The organism is Catellatospora chokoriensis, from assembly GCF_011297315.1.
In the GTDB taxonomy this organism is placed as follows: domain Bacteria; phylum Actinomycetota; class Actinomycetes; order Mycobacteriales; family Micromonosporaceae; genus Catellatospora; species Catellatospora citrea.
In genome coordinates this window covers 16,756-32,060 of the sequence record NZ_JAAOTI010000041.1, presented here as the reverse complement: position 1 = coordinate 32,060, position 15,305 = coordinate 16,756, and the positions used below count along the sequence as shown (strand labels likewise).

The following is a 15,305-nucleotide window of genomic DNA, read 5'->3' as shown; positions in this document are numbered from 1 at the left end:
TAACCAGGTGGTTTCCCACCTCGTCGCGCGCCTTGGTAAGAGTACACAACAACGAGCCGCCGCGGAAATCGGGATACCCCCGGCGCGGCGTGCTGTGGTTCAGCCCACCGCGCGCAGCCGCCGGACCTCGCCGAGCGGGGTCGGTTCGGCGTCGGTCTGCGCGCCCAGCCAGGCTTCCAGCCGCTCGTACGGCAGCGGGCGGCTGAACAGGAAGCCCTGCCCGATGTCGCAGCCGATCTCCTCGAGCAGCTCCAGCGTCAGCTCACTCTCCACGCCCTCGGCCACCACGCTGAGGCCGAAGTGCCGCGAGATGTCCACCACGGCCCGCACGATGGCCAGGTCGCCGGGATCGGTCGCCATGCCCTGCACGAACGAGCGGTCCACCTTCACCTCGTGCACCGGCAGCCGGCGCAGATACGACAGCGACGAGTAGCCGGTGCCGAAGTCGTCCACGCTCAGGTGCACGCCCAGGTCGTAGAGGCGGCGCAGGATCGGCAGGAGCCGGTCCACGCCGTCCACCACGCCGTCCTCGGTGATCTCCAGGGTCAGCCGGTCGGGTGACACGCCGTACTCCCGGAGCAGGTCGTCCACCCGGTCCGGGAAGGCCGGGTCGACCAGCGTGCGCGGCGACAGGTTCACGGCCACCGACAGCGGCCGTCCGGCGTCGACCCACTGGCGTGCCCGGCGCAGACCCTCGCGCAGCACCACCTCGGTCAGCCGGGACAGCTGACCGGTGTGCTCGGCGACCGCCACGAAGTCCTCGGGCTGCACGGCGCCGTGGGTCGGATGCTCCCAGCGGGCCAGGCACTCCACGCCGACCAGACGGCGGTCCCGCAGGGTGACCTTGGGCTGGAAGTAGACCTCCAGCTCGCCGTTGTCCAGGGCGCGGCGCAGGTCGCCGGCCAGGCCGAGGCGGCGCACCGAGCGCGACTCCAGGGCCAGGTCGAACAACTGCACGCCGCCCGCCAGCGACTTCGCGGCATGGGTGGCCACGTCGGCGCGCTGCAGCAGCGTCGCCGGGTCCGAACCGTGCTCCGGGTGCAGGCTGATGCCGACCGCGGTGTCCACGTCCAACGTCAGCGAGCCGAAGGTCATCGGGTCCTGCATCTGCTGGCGCAGCTCCGCGGCGAGCCGCGACGCGGCCTCGGCGTGCGGCAGGCGCAGCGTCACCACGAACTCGTCGCCGCCGACCCGGCCGACCAGCGCGGCCGGCGGCGACAGCGTGCGCAGCCGGGAGGCGACCTCGGCCAGCAGCTGGTCGCCCGCGGACTGCCCGAGGGAGTCGTTCACGTCGCGCAGACCGTCCACGTCGAACATCAGCACCGCGACCACCTCGCCGGGCGCCCGCACCCGGACCGCCTCCTCCAGTGCCTGGCTGATCCGGCGCCGGTTGGGCAGGGCGGTCAGGGCATCGTGGTACGCGTCGAAGCGCAGGCGGTCCACCAGCCTGTTGTTCTCGACCGCGACCGCGGCATGTGCCGCGACCGCTTCCAGCAGCCGCACGTCACCGGGCCTGAAGTGGAGGTTGTCGCCGAGTCGGCCGGCCACTTCGAGTGTGCCGATCACCGCCGAGCTGGCCCGCAGCGGCACGACGATCGCGTCCTTCGCGCCGAACTCGCGCAGCCGTGCGCGGGTCTGGTCGTCACCGAGCTTGGCGCCGCCCGCGACCGTCTGGCCTGATTCGACGGCCTGCTTGCGCAGGGACTCCGGGGACCCCGCCACGTCGAGCAGGCCCCTGTCGTCGGGGCGCGCACTGAGCAGCACCTCAGGGTGCCGGCCCTGCGCCGGCATCCACAGCGTCGCGTACTCGGCCTGCAGCAGCTTGCGCACCCGGCCGAGCAGCACGTCGGGCAGCGTGCCGTCGTGCGGGGTGTCGGAGATGGCACCGGTCAGGTCGTATATCTCGGTGAGGGTGCGGTGCTGGTTCATCGCCCCGGCATAGGAGCGGTAGGCGAGGTAGAAGAAGGCGACCAGCACCGCGAGCAGCACGTACGCCCCCGGGCCCTGTTGCAGGATCAGCAGCACGGCGAGCCCGATGGCGGTGTTGAGGCCGGCCACCAGAATGCTCGGCAGCACGGAGACCGCCATCTCCTGCGGGGCGAACCGGCCCTGGACCAGCGAGATCTCACGCCCACCACACCGGCGGCCGCCACCACGACGCTGGTCAGCACGGCCACCACCAGCACGAGCCAGCTGCGCGGATCGTCGAACTGGATCGGTCCCTGCTCCACCACGACGAGGTTGGCGAACGCGGTGCTGGCGCCCAGCAGTGCGATGTTGAAGGCGGCTTTCACCGGCGCGGTGCCGCGCCGCCACTGGGCCAGCGAGTACACGGCCAGGCGGACGATCAGCAGCGTGACGGGCGGCAGATAGGCCAGCGCGAGCAGGAACGGCACGTCGGCCAGCGTGAGGATCATGCCATGCCGGCGGACCTCGAACTGCAGGCCGGTCAACTCGGCGACGAAGAACAGGCCGAAGAAGACGAGTCCCAGCCACCACTCGCCGAGCGGTTCGTCGGAACGGGCGAATGCCAGGGCGGTGAGCCCGATGGTCATCAACACCAACGGGCCGGTGATCAGCCAAGCCAGCTCGGGCGATCGTTGGACGCGCCGCTCAGGTCGTGCCAATGCCGTTCGCCCATTTCCCTCGGATTCAGCCGCCTATGCGGCGAATCAAGACCATTCGATGGTCATTTCCTCCAGCCCGGTGTGCGCCGGCTTGCCGTCCGGACCGCGCAGCGGGATCGAAGACCATTCGATAGTGGACACGGTCGACCACTCGATGGTGTCGGTCTGGTGCGTCGTGGTGGTTTCGTCCGCGGCAGCGGCCGGGCCTGCGGCACCCACGGCGGCGATGCCCACGGCGGCGGCGAGGATGGCGCCTCGGCTTACCAGGCGGGCAAATCTGCTCGTACGCATCGTCGACTCCACAGCACAGCAGTTTCAGTAAGGGCTGACATGGATGGTGCCACAGTCGCTGGCACCGGAGGAAGCCCGCCTGGCGTGCCACGCCGCCGACACGCGGATTTCTAGCCGTTCGGTGGTGACTCGCGTGTACGCCCGAACCAACCCTGCTGACGGCAGGAGCACGAAGCAACACTGTACGTCCCCGGCTCGCGGCCGGGTAGCCTTCTCCGCCAGTTAGAACATGTGTACGATACGCGCCATGATGCGACTCGTGGAGCACCGATGGAACGGCACCACCGCCAGTTACCGCCGCCAGGACGTGTTCCTGCGCGTCAATCCGGCTGGCCCGTGGGAGGTGGAGCACCGCCGGCACGGCAGGTCCGTGATGCGGGAGTACGCCACCGAGCGGGAGGCCCGGCGGGTCGCCGACGGCCTGTGTGCGCAGGGAGAATGGCGCAATCTGGAGCACCTGCACCGCTGACCGCGCACCAAGGGGCGCCACCGCGGGGCGGCCCCTCGCCGGTCGCCGGGGCGGCGGCACGCGCCGGTCCTCCATACCGTGCGGACATGCCGGTGCCCACCCGCCCTGGCATCACCGCGACACCGCCGGGCCGCGTCACCGGCGTCCGCACGATCACCCGGTCGGGTGAGGTCCGCGACGACGCCGGGCCGCCAGCAGCGCGACGAAGTCGTCGACGAGCTTGACCTGCCGCTGCGGTGGGAACCGGGCCGGATCGAAGAGGGCCTGCACCACCAGGCCATGCCCGAACCCGGCCGCGGTGGCCACGACGTCGTCGGGGTCGGCGTCGGCGGGCAGCTGTCCCCGCCGGAGCGCCGCGTCGACGTGCGGGCGCAGCATGCCCCGCCACCGTTCATAACGGCGCAGTTCGGCCGCCGCCAGCTCGTCGTCGCCCAGCGCGGCGTCCCAGAAGCTGACCCACACCCGATTCCTCGCGGCGCTCTCCGCCGTCAGGGGCATCACGTCCAGCAGCGCGGCCCGCAGGCCGGGCAGACCTTCGCCCTCGGCCGGGAAGCGGTCGAGAACCTGGGTGTGCTCGTGCGCGACCTCCAGCGCATACCGCATGAGCGCCTTCTTGCTGGGGAAGTAATGCGTGAGCAGCCCGGTGGAGGCGCCCATGCGCGCGGCGACCGCCCGCAGGGTCAGCCCGCCGAAGCCACCGGCCGCGAGCACCTCCCAGACCGCCTGCGACACGTCGCGACGCCGGGCGTCATGGTCACCCCGTGCGGGCACCGCCACTCCCCTTCCATCGGTTAAGCTGCGGCCAGAATACATAACAAACGTTTGGTACGTGACAGGAGCGCTCGTGCTGACCCACCCCCTCACCGGCACCGCCGAGATGCGTGCCCTGGAGCCCCACTACGCGGGGCAGTTCGCCGCTTTCATCGAACGGCACCGCGACCACCTCGCGCCGTGGCTGCCCTGGGCGGCCACCCTCACCGACGAGCCGCAGACCCGAACCTGGCTGCAGCGATACGCCGACGACGCCGCCCGCGACGGCGGCCGCATCTACGGGATCTGGCTGGACGGCGAGCTGGTCGGCGGCACGCTGTTCCGCACCTTCGACACCCGTTTCCGGACCGCCGAGATCGGGGTGTGGCTCGCTCCGCACGCCCAGGGGCGAGGTCTGATCACGCAGGCCGCCCAGCGCATGATCGCCTGGGCGGTGGACGAGCGCGGCATCAACCGTGTCGAGTGGCGCACCGTGCCCGGCAACACCCGCAGCATCGCATGCGCCAAGCGGCTGGGCATGACCCTCGACGGCGTGCTGCGCGAAGCCTTCCCCTACCGCGGCGAGAACCACGACGCCCACGTCTACTCACTGCTCGCCGCCGAGTGGCGGGAGCGGAGCCGCCAGTAGGGTGCTGCCCGTGACGACACCCTTCGACGACTACGAGCGCCGCCTGTGGCAGGGCCGCGCTTCGGCTTACCGGCGCAGCTTCGCCACCCTGTGCGGGCACACCGCTCCCGCGCTGCTCGACGCGGCCGGCGTCGGCGAGCGGACGCGGCTGCTGGACGTCGGCACCGGAACCGGCACCGTCGCGGCGCTCGCTGCGGCGCGCGGCGCCTTGGTCACCGCGATCGACGCCGAGCAGAGCATGGTCGACACGGCCCGCTGCCAGGCGCCGGCGGCCGACGTGCGCCTCGGCGTGCTGCCGGACCTGCCGTTCGACGATCGCTGCTTCGACGTCACCGTGGGCAATTTCGTCGTCAACCACGTCGGCGACCCCGCCGCGGCAGCCGCGGAGCTGCGGCGGGTCACCCGCCCCGGCGGCCGGGTAGCGGTGAGCGTATGGCCCGCTCCCGCCCCGCCGCTGCAGCAGCTCTGGGGCTCCGTGGCGGCAGCCTGCGAACTGCGCCGCCCGGACTCCGCACCCACGGTCGCCGAGGAGCTGAACTTCACCCGCGACGAGGACGGCCTGGCCGGTCTGCTGCGCGGTGCGGGGCTGGTGGAGGTCTCGGCGCACACCGTCACCTGGGTCCACCGGGCCGACCCCGAGGACTGGTGGGCCGGGCCGGCGAACGGCATGGGCGTGCTCGGCGCGATGCTGAGCGTTCTGAGCGGCGCCGAGGTCGCCGCGGTCAAGGCACGGTACGACCTGATCGTGGCGCCCCACCTGGACGGAAGCGGCCGGCTGGCGCTGCCCACCGCCGCGTTGATCGCTGCGGGCCGGGTGCCCTGACCAGCCCGACGATCCAGGTCGCCGTCAAGGCGGACACCGCGGTGCCGACCGTGCTCGGGATCGGTCCCGCGCCCCCGTCATGGCGACGGCGCGGGACCGAGGTCCGCGGCGGGATCACTCGCAGGCGACGCCGTCGTTGTCGCTGTCCAGGTCGTAGATGTCCGAGCCGATCACCCTGATCGGACCACGGACGTACTTGGGGCCGTTGCCGCTGCCGCCGGCGCAGTCGACATCCGAGGCGATCGGCACGCAGCCGCTGTAGTTCTTGTCGCACGACGAGGTGGCGGCCACCTTCGTGCCGACCAGGATCACCTCGGTGACCGGCTGTTTGACGACCTCGTCGCGGACCTGGACCCGGGAGGTCTCCACCCCGTCGGTCAGCGTCACCGAGTAGGTGATCTTCCTGGTTCCGTTCACACCCGCTGTCTTCACCCGGGTCGTGCCCTTGGCCAGGGTGGAGTCGTTGACCCGCTTCACCCCGTGCGCGATCGTCTTGGTCTCGGTGACGGTGCGCTTCTCGACCACGGGCTGCACGGGGGTGGGCGAGGCCACCGGCTCCGCCGGGGTGGGCTCGACGAGCGCGGCCTCGGGGGACGGCGAGACGGTGAGGCCCTCCGCTGCCACACCCGCCGTCGCGGCCGCACCGGACGGCACCGCGGCCGCCACCGGCCGGGTGGGCTTCGCGTCCGGCGATCCGCTGATCGCGCCGAGGAAGGCGGAGCCGCCGCAGCAGGCCAGGACGATGCTCACGAAGCCGATACCGAGGAAGAGACCGGCCTTCTGCCCGGGGCCGAGGCCGGCCAGGAAGCCGGTCTTGGGGGCGGCGGGCCAGGGTGCCGGGTGGGGGTTGCCGGGGGTCTGATGCGTCATCGGGGCAGTGTGTCCCGGCAGCACTCATCGCGGTAAGCACATAACCGGTGACGCTTTGCCACTGCCGAGCGGATCTTCGCGACCGGCCGGCGGACCGTCCCGGCCACCCGGCAGACCTTTCACGATCAAATGGCGAGAAGTTGCGACCACGCGCGTCGCAGCGCAGGTTTTCAGCCGACTCCCAGGTCGGACGAACGATACGCAAAAGGGCCCCGCCGGGGGTAACCGGATGGGTTGCGCGCATCCGCCGTCCCGCCGGATAGCTTCGGCGCCCCCAGGCGTCTGTAGCTGTGGAATAGACCGAGCGAGAGGGGTGGGTGTGGACGAAGACGCCACAGCGGTGTTCACGGAGTTCGCCATGGCGCGCACGCCGGCGCTGATCCGGGTGGCCTACCTGCTCACCGGCGACCAGCACGCCGCGGAGGACCTGGTCCAGTCGGCGCTGGCCAAGACGTACGCCCGATGGGGCTCGTTGCGCCACCGGGATCCCGAAGGTTACGTACGCACCGTGATGTACCGGGAGCAGGTGAGCTGGTGGCGACGGCTGGGCCGGAGCCGCGAATCGGTCCTGCCCACGCCGGCCGACCTGACCGTGCCGGATCCGAGCACCCATACCGACCTGCGCGTGACGATGCGCGCCGCGCTGCGCCTGCTCTCCCCGGCACAGCGCACCGTCGTGGTGCTGCGCTACTACGAGGATCTGACGGAGACCCAGGTCGCCGACATCCTCGGCTGCTCGGTCGGCACCGTGCGCAGCCGAACCTCCCGAGCCGTCAGCCGCCTGCGGGAAGTGCTGCCCGCCACGGCACTCGTGTTGGAGACGACGCCATGAACAGTCCGTTCGAAACCCTCGTCCGCACCGCCCTGACCGACGTCGCCGACGAGGCCTCGCCCGTGGACCTGACCTCCCGCGCGCTCGGCCTCGCCCGGCGCCGACGCCGCACCGCCGCAATCACGCTGGCCGCGGCCGCGGTCGCCGCCGTGCTGGTCGGCGCACCGCTCGCGATCACCGCCGCCGACCGGGACACCCCGCCCGCAGCCGTCACCTCGTCGGCTCCCGCGCCCGCACCGTCGGCGAGCCCGGCCGACCGCGGCGAGCAGCTGCTGGCCGCGGTCCGGGGTGCGATCACGCGCGAGGCCCCCCAGGTCACGGGCTTGGAGACACTGGTCCGGTACATGGACGTGTGCGAGCTGGTCACCTCGGCGTCCGGCAAGCTCATGCCCAAGGACGGCCTCATCAGCCAGGCCCCGTACGAGGCGTCGGCCGTGCCGCAGGCCTGCCCCCCGCCGTGGGGCAACGACCCCCACAGCTACCGCTGGCTGGGACGGTTCGCAAAGAACGGCAAGGTGTACGCGGTGACGATCCACATCTACCCGACCGTCCACCACGACCCCGCCGACCCACCGGTCAACGAGACCGACGCGCGGGAGCGCGAGCTCGCCGCACAGGGCGAGAACCCGCCGTACCGCGGCCCGCACGGCGAGCACGTCCTCGTCCACGACTACCTGCTGAACATGACGAAGCCGGGCGGAATCGGTGTCCTCATTGAGTGCCACGACACCGACGAGACGGGCGCCTTCATGACCCGCAGCCCGTTCACCAGGACCGAACTCGCCGCGATCGGCCTGGACCCGGCCCTGCGCCCCTGAGCGAGCCGAGAGATCGCAGGGCTGAGGTCTGCGTCTCGCCGGGTGACAATTCGGTGATCGAATCGTGATACGCCGACCCTAGGCTGCCACGGGTGATCAACTCCGGACCGCCCGCGTACGGGCGCCGGAATTCGAAGCAAAGGAAGCCAGTCATGCGCCGCGTCATCGCGACCCTGTCCCTCAGCCTTGCCGTTCTCGGCACCGCCGCCTGCGGGAACACGCCCACGACCGAGGCGGGGCCGGGCGCCTCGGCTGCTCCTTCTGCCTCGGCCGCCGCCGCTCCGGCCGGCACCGCCGACAAGAAGACCACCTGCGCGGCGTACGAGAAGGCCGAGGTCGCCGCCAAGACGGCCGTGGTGAACCTGTTCGGTGAAGCCGTCAAGTCGATGGACGACAAGGCCAAGCTCCAGCAGGTCGCCGCCGATCTGAAGAAGACCATGACCGACTTCGGCGCCGCCCTCGGCACGGCTGCCGCCAACAGCGCCGACGCCGAGGTCAAGGCCGCCCTTGAGGCGAACATCGCGGCCCTGACCAGCGCCGCCGCGGCGATCGAGTCCGCGGCCGGTGACTTCGACAAGGCCGGCAACGCCCTGGACGCCCCCGAGTTCGAGGCGGCCACCAAGAAGATCGAAGCGCTCTGCGCGGCCTGAGCCCGGCGGGCGGGCTCCGGCATTCGTCACCAGGCGATCCCCGCTACCCGCAGGCAGCTCCCAGGCGAGTGAAGCCGCCGCCGACGCGCGATGAGGTCGATCATCGCGCGTCGGCGCGTCACCGACCGCAAGGACCGTCAGATGCGTATCGCCACCTGTCTCACCCTGGCCGCGGCCATGTTCGGCCTCACCGCCTGCGCGAACCAGAACCCGGCCGAGCCGAGCGCCGCCGTGGCCCCCACCACCGCCACGTCGGTGCCGGGAGGCATCGCCGCCGACTGTCCCCGCCTCAGCCAGGCTCTCGGCGAGTTGCAGGCGCAGGCGCCGATGCTGTTGCCGCAGCTGGCCGCCGCCAAGAAGGACCCGGGAAAGGCCGCGGAGGCCATCGCTGCCCTGGTCCGTGAGCTGAGGGCTTTCCGGGACGCCTACGGTGCGGGCGCGGAGGCCATCGCCGACCCGGGGCTGAAGGCCGCAGTCCGGTCCGACCTCGCCGCGATCGACAGCACCCTCGCCGACATCGCGCAGGCAGGTGACGACGCCGCCCGGGTCGAGCTGGAGCTGCAGTCCGCGGAGTTCCGCCACGCCGGCAACCTCGTCCCGGCGCTGTGCGCGATGGTCGGCCCTTCGCCGTCCGCCGGATGATCGATGATCGGGCACGACACGAAAGAGCCGCATCCGGAACTGCCCGAGCCGGAGCTCCGGGCAACCTACGCCCCGCGTCGGCGAGAACGCGGTAGTGCTCCAGGACGATGCGCTCCAGCCGGAGCACGGCAGCGGCCGAACTGCAAAGTGCGTAGCCTCTGCCTATGAATCGACGGGGATGGAGCCTGGTCGTTGTCGCCGCCAGCGTGCTGGCCTTGGTGTCACTTGCCTCCAACGTGACGACCCTTAGCCAGCTCGAAGGCAAGGCGGACACCTTGCTGGCCGGACGGTTGACCCTGAGCCAACTGGTCAACGCGGGCACGGTCTGGGCGGGGCTGGCAGTGGCTTCCGGGTGGCTCGTCCGACGCCCCGCGCCGGCCGCTGCCGCCGGAGTCGTGGCCTTGCTCACCGCTTGCGTCGTGCACTACGGCGTGGGGATGGCCTTCGGAATGTTCGACCTGAACGTCTGGACGGCCAACTTGCACTGGCTCCTGGCGGCGATGGTCGTGGGCGGACCGCTCGGCCTGGTGGGCGCGATCGCTCGCCGGTCGGATCCATGGGGGGTGGCGGCCCGCCTTGTCGTCCCTGTCGGAGCCGTGCTGGAGCCGTTCATCGTCGGCCGGTTCACCACCCCCGCGATCCTGCCCTGGCCGAACCGGGTGGCCGACCTCATCACCGGGCTGGCGCTGTTGACGGCCGGAGTGGCGGGCTGCTTTGGAGTCCTTGCCGCTGGCAGGCGGCGACCGGTAATACACGAGCGGCGGGCTACGGGGGTCTCCTGACGCCCGTGTCACCGGGGCTCATCTGATGATCTAGGCGACTACGTGCGCTGATCACCTGGGGCCCGGGTGCGGACGGCGTCAGCTTCTCGATGTGGCGGTGGATCGTCGGGCGTGACACCCCGAACTCGGCCGGGATCTCGGCCACGGTGAAGTCCCTGGCGTCCCCGCCGGACCTGGCTGGACCGGCACGAAAGAGCCCCTGACCGGGTTTTCCCGGTCAGGGGCTCTTTTTGCTGTTGGTGGCGGGTAGAGGATTCGAACCTCTGTAGCTTTCGCGACGGATTTACAGACGGCGCACTGTATGCGCAGTGACCTGGTGTTATTGGCTCCGGCGGCGCGGCTTGGGGGCGGAGCATCGCCACGGCCCGCCGTTTTCACACTTGCAACGCGATATATGACCAAGTTGATTAAGTACCGTCCCTGTGCTCTACGGCCTTCAACCCTTGCTGAAACACACAGGCCGCTGCTGTGTTTCAGCAAGGGTTGAAGGCCGTGCTACGTCGTGCCCGCTACGGGTCGCGCAGCGTCCGAGGAATGAGGCTCGCGAAGCGAGTCCCCCTAGCCCTTTGCCCTTGTCCATGGGGCCAGCCAGGGCGGTGACACGGTGACAACTAACCCCACCTGGTCGCTCTCGCCCAGGTCAGACCCGCTCAGAACCTGTCACCGCTTGCCGGTGACAGGCGGTGACAACGGTGACAGCGAAGATCAGCTAGGCGCGCGGCCAGCCGTTCGGGCCAACACGAACGCTCGCCGTCGCCGCTTCTGCTATCTTGATCGAACACATGTTCTAACGGCCCTTCCCCGCCGCCCACTGAGCAGGGAGTCCGTCATGCCCGCACCCGGTTCACGCGCCGGAGTCAGGATCGCCGACGCCGCAGACGTCGGCCGCGCGCTGTCGCTCATCCGCGATAACGCTGCCGAGCGCGCGAACACCACGGACATGGCTCACCCGGTCGCCCGCGCCGCCGGGCTGGACCAGACCCGCCTTGCTCCCGCACTCCCAGTTCATGACGCGCTGCGCGGGCTGCTGCCCTCGCAGGGCCTGCGCCGCGGGTCGGTGGTGTCGGTGGTCGGTTCCACGCTGCTGGCGCTGGCCATGCTCAGCGCAACGTCAGAGCAGGGCTCCTGGTGCGCCGCCGTGGGAATGCCCGATCTCGGCCTGGCCGCCGCCGCAGAGGCAGGCGTGGAATTGAGCCGCTTCGCCCTGGTGCCACACCCCGGCCCGCAATGGCTGGAGGTCGTCGGCGCACTGCTCGACGGCTTCGATGTCGTGATGGTCCGGCCGCCGGCGCGGCCGACTGATCGAGTCGCATCACTGCTGGCCGCCCGCGCCCGCCAGCGCGGAGCAGTCCTGGTGCCCGTGACAGCAGACTGGCCCACCAGCGACATGACGCTGTCCGCCACCGACCGGCAATGGCACGGGCTCGGCCAGGGTCACGGCCGCCTGCGCTACACCGACGTGACCGTCGACAGTCGCGGCAGAGGCTCCGCTGGTAAGCCCCGAGGCACCGTCATCCGCCTCCCGCTGGGGGCCGGTCCACTCATAGAAGAAGCCCCGACCACCAAGCGGCACCTACATGTCGTGTAAGTCGCCGGTGCCTGCTGTTCGCAGCGCTCCACCTGCCGCAGCCGTGGCCAGCGCCGCTCGGAGTGACCTCGCCGACGACTCCCACAGGCTCCCACCCGCGGCACGCCTTCAGCATCACCGTTGTGCGGTGCCCTGTGGATAACCGGGCGCTTGTGGATAACCGCCTGATCAAGCTAGCGCCTGATACGCGCCGGACACGGTGACAGTCGGCGTCGTTGCCAGCCGACCTGGTTAACTTTCCGGCCCACGGCTCACCACTACCACGTTTCCGTTGGTGCGGGTCATACCCGAGCCTGCAGAGGCAGGCAAAGTCCGTTGCCTCGAGTAGCATGATCCGGGACCAAAGGCAACGAGCTAAGAAGGTGGGCGGCGCGTGGCTCAGGCATCGAAGCACCTCGGTGCACAGCAGGCCACACTGTTCCCCGACCCAGTAACGCACACCGCAAGCCGACGACTGTCGCCAAAGCGCCCGCGTGTTGAGACGGCAGGCCTGGCCGACGTCTTCCCTTACTACGCCGGTTTTTCGTTCGAGTGGGCCGTTAGTCGCCTACAAACGCAGGTCCAGACGCCTGCGGACGTCGTGCTCGATCCATGGAACGGAAGCGGCACCACGACGCTCGCAGCACGATCGCTAGATCTGCCAGCTGTTGGAATCGACTTGAACCCGATCGCCAACGTCGTAGCGGGCCTCCGGCTCCAAGTCACGCCGGCCGCCACTCCCCTTAGCCCGCCAGGAGCCCGCCGCGCGAAGAAGGTCTCGACTGACCCGCTGTCGTCGTGGCTAAGCAGCCGTGCGGTCAACCGCCTACGTGACTGGACCGAGGCGGCCGACCAGGCCGACCCGGCGACATCGGCACTTGCGCGCGTAGCGCTGTTTAGGATCGTTCGTCGTATCACCAAGTCCTTCGAGGGCACCAACCCGACGTGGGTTCGTCGGGTATCAGCCGATCAGAGCCAGCTGGATTACCTTCCCCGCGATCTCGACGAGCTCCTCGTCGAGGACCAGCGCTTCATCCTGGATCGGCTGGCAGAAGCGCCCACGGGCCAAAACCTCGTAGCACTCTTGACGGCATCGTCCTCAGCGCTGCCGCTGAGGGACAGCTCAATCGATGTGATCCTTACCTCGCCGCCTTACTTGACCAGAATCGACTACGCCGTGGCGTATGCGCGAGAACTGGCGATCCTTGGCGTTGACATCGCAAGCGATAGGACCTTGCGATCAAGCCTGATGGGAACGACTCTGATACGGGCGGCCAGCGGTCATGCGGCTAGCAGGTACGGCCCGCTAGCGACGCAGTTGGTGTCCGACGTCGCTTCGCACAAAAGTAAGGCATCGTCCGGCTATTACCTGAAACAAGTACGTCAGTACCTAGATGACCTGTATGTCAGCTTTGAAGAGATTTCGCGCGTCGCAAAGCCAGGCGCCCGCATGACAATGGTTGTACAGGATTCCTATTACAAGGATATTCCGATCAACCTAGCGGGCATCTGCATGGAGGCTGGCCACCGTCTTGGGTGGCATTGCAGTGAACCAGAGCAACTCGAGGTAAGCCGCACACTCACCACCCTCAATAAGGCCGCACGCGCTTATCCCAAGGAGAAGGTTGTCGAATCCGTGCTTACGATGAGGAAGCTTGGATCATGAACCGGGAAGATGGCATACCAGCCGACCAGGTAATCTCAGCGGTCGATAACAGCATTAGTTCAGTCAGAACTAGAAGCCTTGACTTTTCGTTCAATGAACTTGCAGATATGTACGCCATGGGCGAGCTCCACATCAGCCCCGACTTTCAGCGCCTATTCAGATGGTCCGAGGGAGCGCAATCCAGGTTCATCGAGTCACTCCTCCTGGAACTGCCCGTACCTCCCATATTCCTTATCGAGCGAGAAGATCGTATATATGAGCTCATTGACGGGCTGCAGCGGATTTCGTCTTACCTGAACTTCCGAGGTCAGCTTAGCCTGAAAGACGATGACGGTTCTCCACTCGGTCCGCTTACGCTGAGCGATTGCGACATCGTCCCCGGGCTGAACGGATTCACCCATCACACTTTGCCGCGATCACTCGAAATCAAACTCAAGCGTAGCTATATCCGTGCCGAGATTCTACGCAAGGAGAGCGACCCCCGCCTCCGCTATTATATGTTCAAACGGCTCAATACCGGGGGCGAGACGCTCTCCGAGCAGGAAGTTCGCAATGCAACGATTCGACTAATGTCCAACTCTTTCAATGAGTTCATTATTCGGATGTCTTCCGATGACAACTTTAAGTTCTGCATTGCGACCATTTCGCCGAACCAATGGAAGCAGCGATTTGACCAAGAGCTGGTTCTGCGCCTATTCGCGCTGAAGAACGCTTTTGAAGAATACCGGCATGACGTGGCCAATTTTTTAACCGACTATATGGAGTCGGTTTCGGGTGTCGAGCACATGACCGCATTTTCTTACGAGGCCGAAGAGTCGGTTTTTGCGAAGACTTTTGCGCTCCTACGTGCCATTGCGGAAGTCAGCGGCATTGGCGAAAAGATATTCGGCACGACGACGCGCAACGGAGAGCCACGGGGGCAGTTCTCCGTATATCACTATGAAGGCCTGGTGCTCGGTGTCCAATCAGTGATTGGCTCCGTCGACCTAGAGAATACTGAACTAGTGGCACGCCTAGCCGCAGTCGTCCGCAAGGGCAAGGGTGACCCAGATTTCCTAAGACATACCGGCGGCGGCAAGAACTCCCGGATCCCCCTGCGCGAACGACGGGAGTACTTCGCCTCACGCTTTAGGGCGGTGCTGGAGTCTTGAACGCGACTGAACTCCGTGCGCTGTTAGAGGAAGATCTTTCTTGGCGCATCGGCGAGTTACGGCACCTTCGAAACAGTCTGCTTGGCGACCTCGACCGCGACGATTGGCCGGCTTCGGCACTGCGCGCCATCCTGGTCATGCAGTATGCCCACCTCGAGGGCTTCGCTCGCTATGCCTTTACCCTCTACGTTGATGCCATCAATTCGCGGTCGTTGCCCGCAGATGTTTTGCAGACCGGGCTATTCGCCTCAGCCTGTATTCCAGAGTTCGATGCGGTACGACTTGGTCCAGGCAACGATCAGGAGTCGGAGCACGGAAGGCTCACACGACGCGCCCAAGACCAAGTTGCTTTCGTCGAGAAGGTCCGTTCACTTCACAAGCTGCCACTACAGTTGGATGCAAAGCACGCTGTTGCCATGGACATGAACTTCGGACGAGATGTACTTCGGAGGACGCTTTTCCGGCTGGCGATACCTGAAGACAAGGTTCGTAAGAGCTATTACGAGTCGGTCGAGTTTGTTCGACGGACACGCAACGACATTTCTCATGGCAGCCGCAAGGAGAAGATCCCACTTGGCGAGTTTGAGTCAAACGTCAAGCAGTGCGAGCAATTTATGAACGATCTTGCTGCGCTAATCACGGCTGCCGTTCAAGGCGAGTGGTACATGATCACACCCTCGGCTACGGCAGAGACCAACTAAATCTTCTGCCACCTACT

15 protein-coding genes and 1 pseudogene are annotated in these 15,305 nt (G+C 67.9%); 12 read left to right on the top strand and 4 right to left on the bottom strand.

What is annotated here, in order from left to right:
- Positions 1-99: 99 nt before the first annotated feature.
- Together HAV39_RS38480 and HAV39_RS38475 are read right to left on the bottom strand one after the other, a co-directional pair.
- Positions 100-2,555 (bottom strand): annotated as a pseudogene (locus tag HAV39_RS38480) (putative bifunctional diguanylate cyclase/phosphodiesterase).
- A gap of 117 nt (positions 2,556-2,672) precedes the next feature.
- Positions 2,673-2,918, bottom strand: a complete 246-nt coding sequence (locus HAV39_RS38475; RefSeq protein ID WP_191844068.1) for a hypothetical protein — start codon at positions 2,916-2,918, stop codon at positions 2,673-2,675.
- 247 nt (positions 2,919-3,165) lie between these two features.
- Here HAV39_RS38475 and HAV39_RS38470 point away from each other — a divergent pair, with 247 nt between their 5' ends.
- Positions 3,166-3,387 (top strand): hypothetical protein, encoded by a 222-nt coding sequence (locus HAV39_RS38470; RefSeq protein ID WP_120317162.1) that lies wholly within the window; start codon positions 3,166-3,168, stop codon positions 3,385-3,387.
- A 153-nt stretch (positions 3,388-3,540) separates the two neighbouring features.
- Here the strand turns inward: HAV39_RS38470 and HAV39_RS38465 are convergent, their stop codons facing one another.
- A complete protein-coding gene (locus HAV39_RS38465) occupies positions 3,541-4,158 on the bottom strand; it encodes a TetR/AcrR family transcriptional regulator (RefSeq protein ID WP_191844067.1) in 618 nt (205 codons plus the stop codon).
- A gap of 73 nt (positions 4,159-4,231) precedes the next feature.
- On the opposite strand from HAV39_RS38465, the gene HAV39_RS38460 reads away from it, so the two are divergent.
- Both HAV39_RS38460 and HAV39_RS38455 read left to right on the top strand, forming a co-directional pair.
- Positions 4,232-4,786 (top strand): GNAT family N-acetyltransferase, encoded by a 555-nt coding sequence (locus HAV39_RS38460; protein WP_239120608.1) that lies wholly within the window; start codon positions 4,232-4,234, stop codon positions 4,784-4,786.
- Positions 4,787-4,796: 10 nt separating this feature from the next.
- Positions 4,797-5,609 (top strand): class I SAM-dependent methyltransferase, encoded by an 813-nt coding sequence (locus tag HAV39_RS38455; protein ID WP_203736267.1) that lies wholly within the window; start codon positions 4,797-4,799, stop codon positions 5,607-5,609.
- 114 nt (positions 5,610-5,723) lie between these two features.
- Here HAV39_RS38455 and HAV39_RS42405 read toward each other — a convergent pair whose 3' ends face one another.
- Complete coding sequence (locus HAV39_RS42405) at positions 5,724-6,479, bottom strand: G5 domain-containing protein (protein WP_203736266.1); 756 nt, start codon at positions 6,477-6,479, stop codon at positions 5,724-5,726.
- A 319-nt stretch (positions 6,480-6,798) separates the two neighbouring features.
- Here HAV39_RS42405 and HAV39_RS38445 point away from each other — a divergent pair, with 319 nt between their 5' ends.
- The 9 genes from HAV39_RS38445 (at position 6,799) to HAV39_RS38405 (ending at position 15,288) form a co-directional block, all read left to right on the top strand.
- Positions 6,799-7,311, top strand: coding sequence for a SigE family RNA polymerase sigma factor (locus tag HAV39_RS38445; RefSeq protein ID WP_191844065.1), 513 nt, complete (start codon positions 6,799-6,801; stop codon positions 7,309-7,311).
- Positions 7,308-8,129, top strand: coding sequence for a hypothetical protein (locus tag HAV39_RS38440; RefSeq protein ID WP_191844064.1), 822 nt, complete (start codon positions 7,308-7,310; stop codon positions 8,127-8,129). The genes HAV39_RS38445 and HAV39_RS38440 overlap by 4 nt, the downstream gene beginning before the upstream one ends.
- A gap of 152 nt (positions 8,130-8,281) precedes the next feature.
- Positions 8,282-8,779, top strand: coding sequence for a hypothetical protein (locus HAV39_RS38435; protein ID WP_191844063.1), 498 nt, complete (start codon positions 8,282-8,284; stop codon positions 8,777-8,779).
- 141 nt (positions 8,780-8,920) lie between these two features.
- Positions 8,921-9,421 carry a hypothetical protein gene (locus HAV39_RS38430; protein WP_191844062.1) on the top strand — a complete coding sequence of 167 codons (501 nt, stop codon included), beginning with the start codon at positions 8,921-8,923 and terminating at the stop codon, positions 9,419-9,421.
- A gap of 164 nt (positions 9,422-9,585) precedes the next feature.
- Entirely contained in the window at positions 9,586-10,203 is a 618-nt protein-coding gene (locus tag HAV39_RS38425) for a DUF6518 family protein (protein WP_191844061.1), read from the top strand.
- A gap of 829 nt (positions 10,204-11,032) precedes the next feature.
- Positions 11,033-11,791 carry a hypothetical protein gene (locus HAV39_RS38420; RefSeq protein ID WP_191844060.1) on the top strand — a complete coding sequence of 253 codons (759 nt, stop codon included), beginning with the start codon at positions 11,033-11,035 and terminating at the stop codon, positions 11,789-11,791.
- A gap of 373 nt (positions 11,792-12,164) precedes the next feature.
- Positions 12,165-13,436: a class I SAM-dependent methyltransferase gene (locus HAV39_RS38415; RefSeq protein WP_191844059.1), complete on the top strand. Its 1,272-nt coding sequence runs from the start codon at positions 12,165-12,167 to the stop codon at positions 13,434-13,436.
- Positions 13,433-14,587 (top strand): DUF262 domain-containing protein, encoded by a 1,155-nt coding sequence (locus HAV39_RS38410; protein WP_191844058.1) that lies wholly within the window; start codon positions 13,433-13,435, stop codon positions 14,585-14,587. The genes HAV39_RS38415 and HAV39_RS38410 overlap by 4 nt, the downstream gene beginning before the upstream one ends.
- Positions 14,584-15,288, top strand: coding sequence for an MAE_28990/MAE_18760 family HEPN-like nuclease (locus tag HAV39_RS38405; RefSeq protein WP_191844057.1), 705 nt, complete (start codon positions 14,584-14,586; stop codon positions 15,286-15,288). The genes HAV39_RS38410 and HAV39_RS38405 overlap by 4 nt, the downstream gene beginning before the upstream one ends.
- Positions 15,289-15,305: the final 17 nt, after the last annotated feature.

Excerpts from the sequence above, each read along its gene's own strand:
- HAV39_RS38425 (WP_191844061.1), top strand. The coding sequence starts at position 9,586 with ATGAATCGACGGGGATGGAGCCTGGTCGTTGTCGCCGCCAGCGTGCTG.
- HAV39_RS38435 (WP_191844063.1), top strand. The coding sequence starts at position 8,282 with ATGCGCCGCGTCATCGCGACCCTGTCCCTCAGCCTTGCCGTTCTCGGC.
- HAV39_RS38440 (WP_191844064.1), top strand. The coding sequence starts at position 7,308 with ATGAACAGTCCGTTCGAAACCCTCGTCCGCACCGCCCTGACCGACGTC.
- HAV39_RS42405 (WP_203736266.1), bottom strand. The coding sequence starts at position 6,479 with ATGACGCATCAGACCCCCGGCAACCCCCACCCGGCACCCTGGCCCGCC.
- HAV39_RS38430 (WP_191844062.1), top strand. The coding sequence starts at position 8,921 with ATGCGTATCGCCACCTGTCTCACCCTGGCCGCGGCCATGTTCGGCCTC.
- HAV39_RS38420 (WP_191844060.1), top strand. The coding sequence starts at position 11,033 with ATGCCCGCACCCGGTTCACGCGCCGGAGTCAGGATCGCCGACGCCGCA.
- HAV39_RS38475 (WP_191844068.1), bottom strand. The coding sequence starts at position 2,918 with ATGCGTACGAGCAGATTTGCCCGCCTGGTAAGCCGAGGCGCCATCCTC.
- HAV39_RS38410 (WP_191844058.1), top strand. The coding sequence starts at position 13,433 with ATGAACCGGGAAGATGGCATACCAGCCGACCAGGTAATCTCAGCGGTC.
- HAV39_RS38470 (WP_120317162.1), top strand. The coding sequence starts at position 3,166 with ATGATGCGACTCGTGGAGCACCGATGGAACGGCACCACCGCCAGTTAC.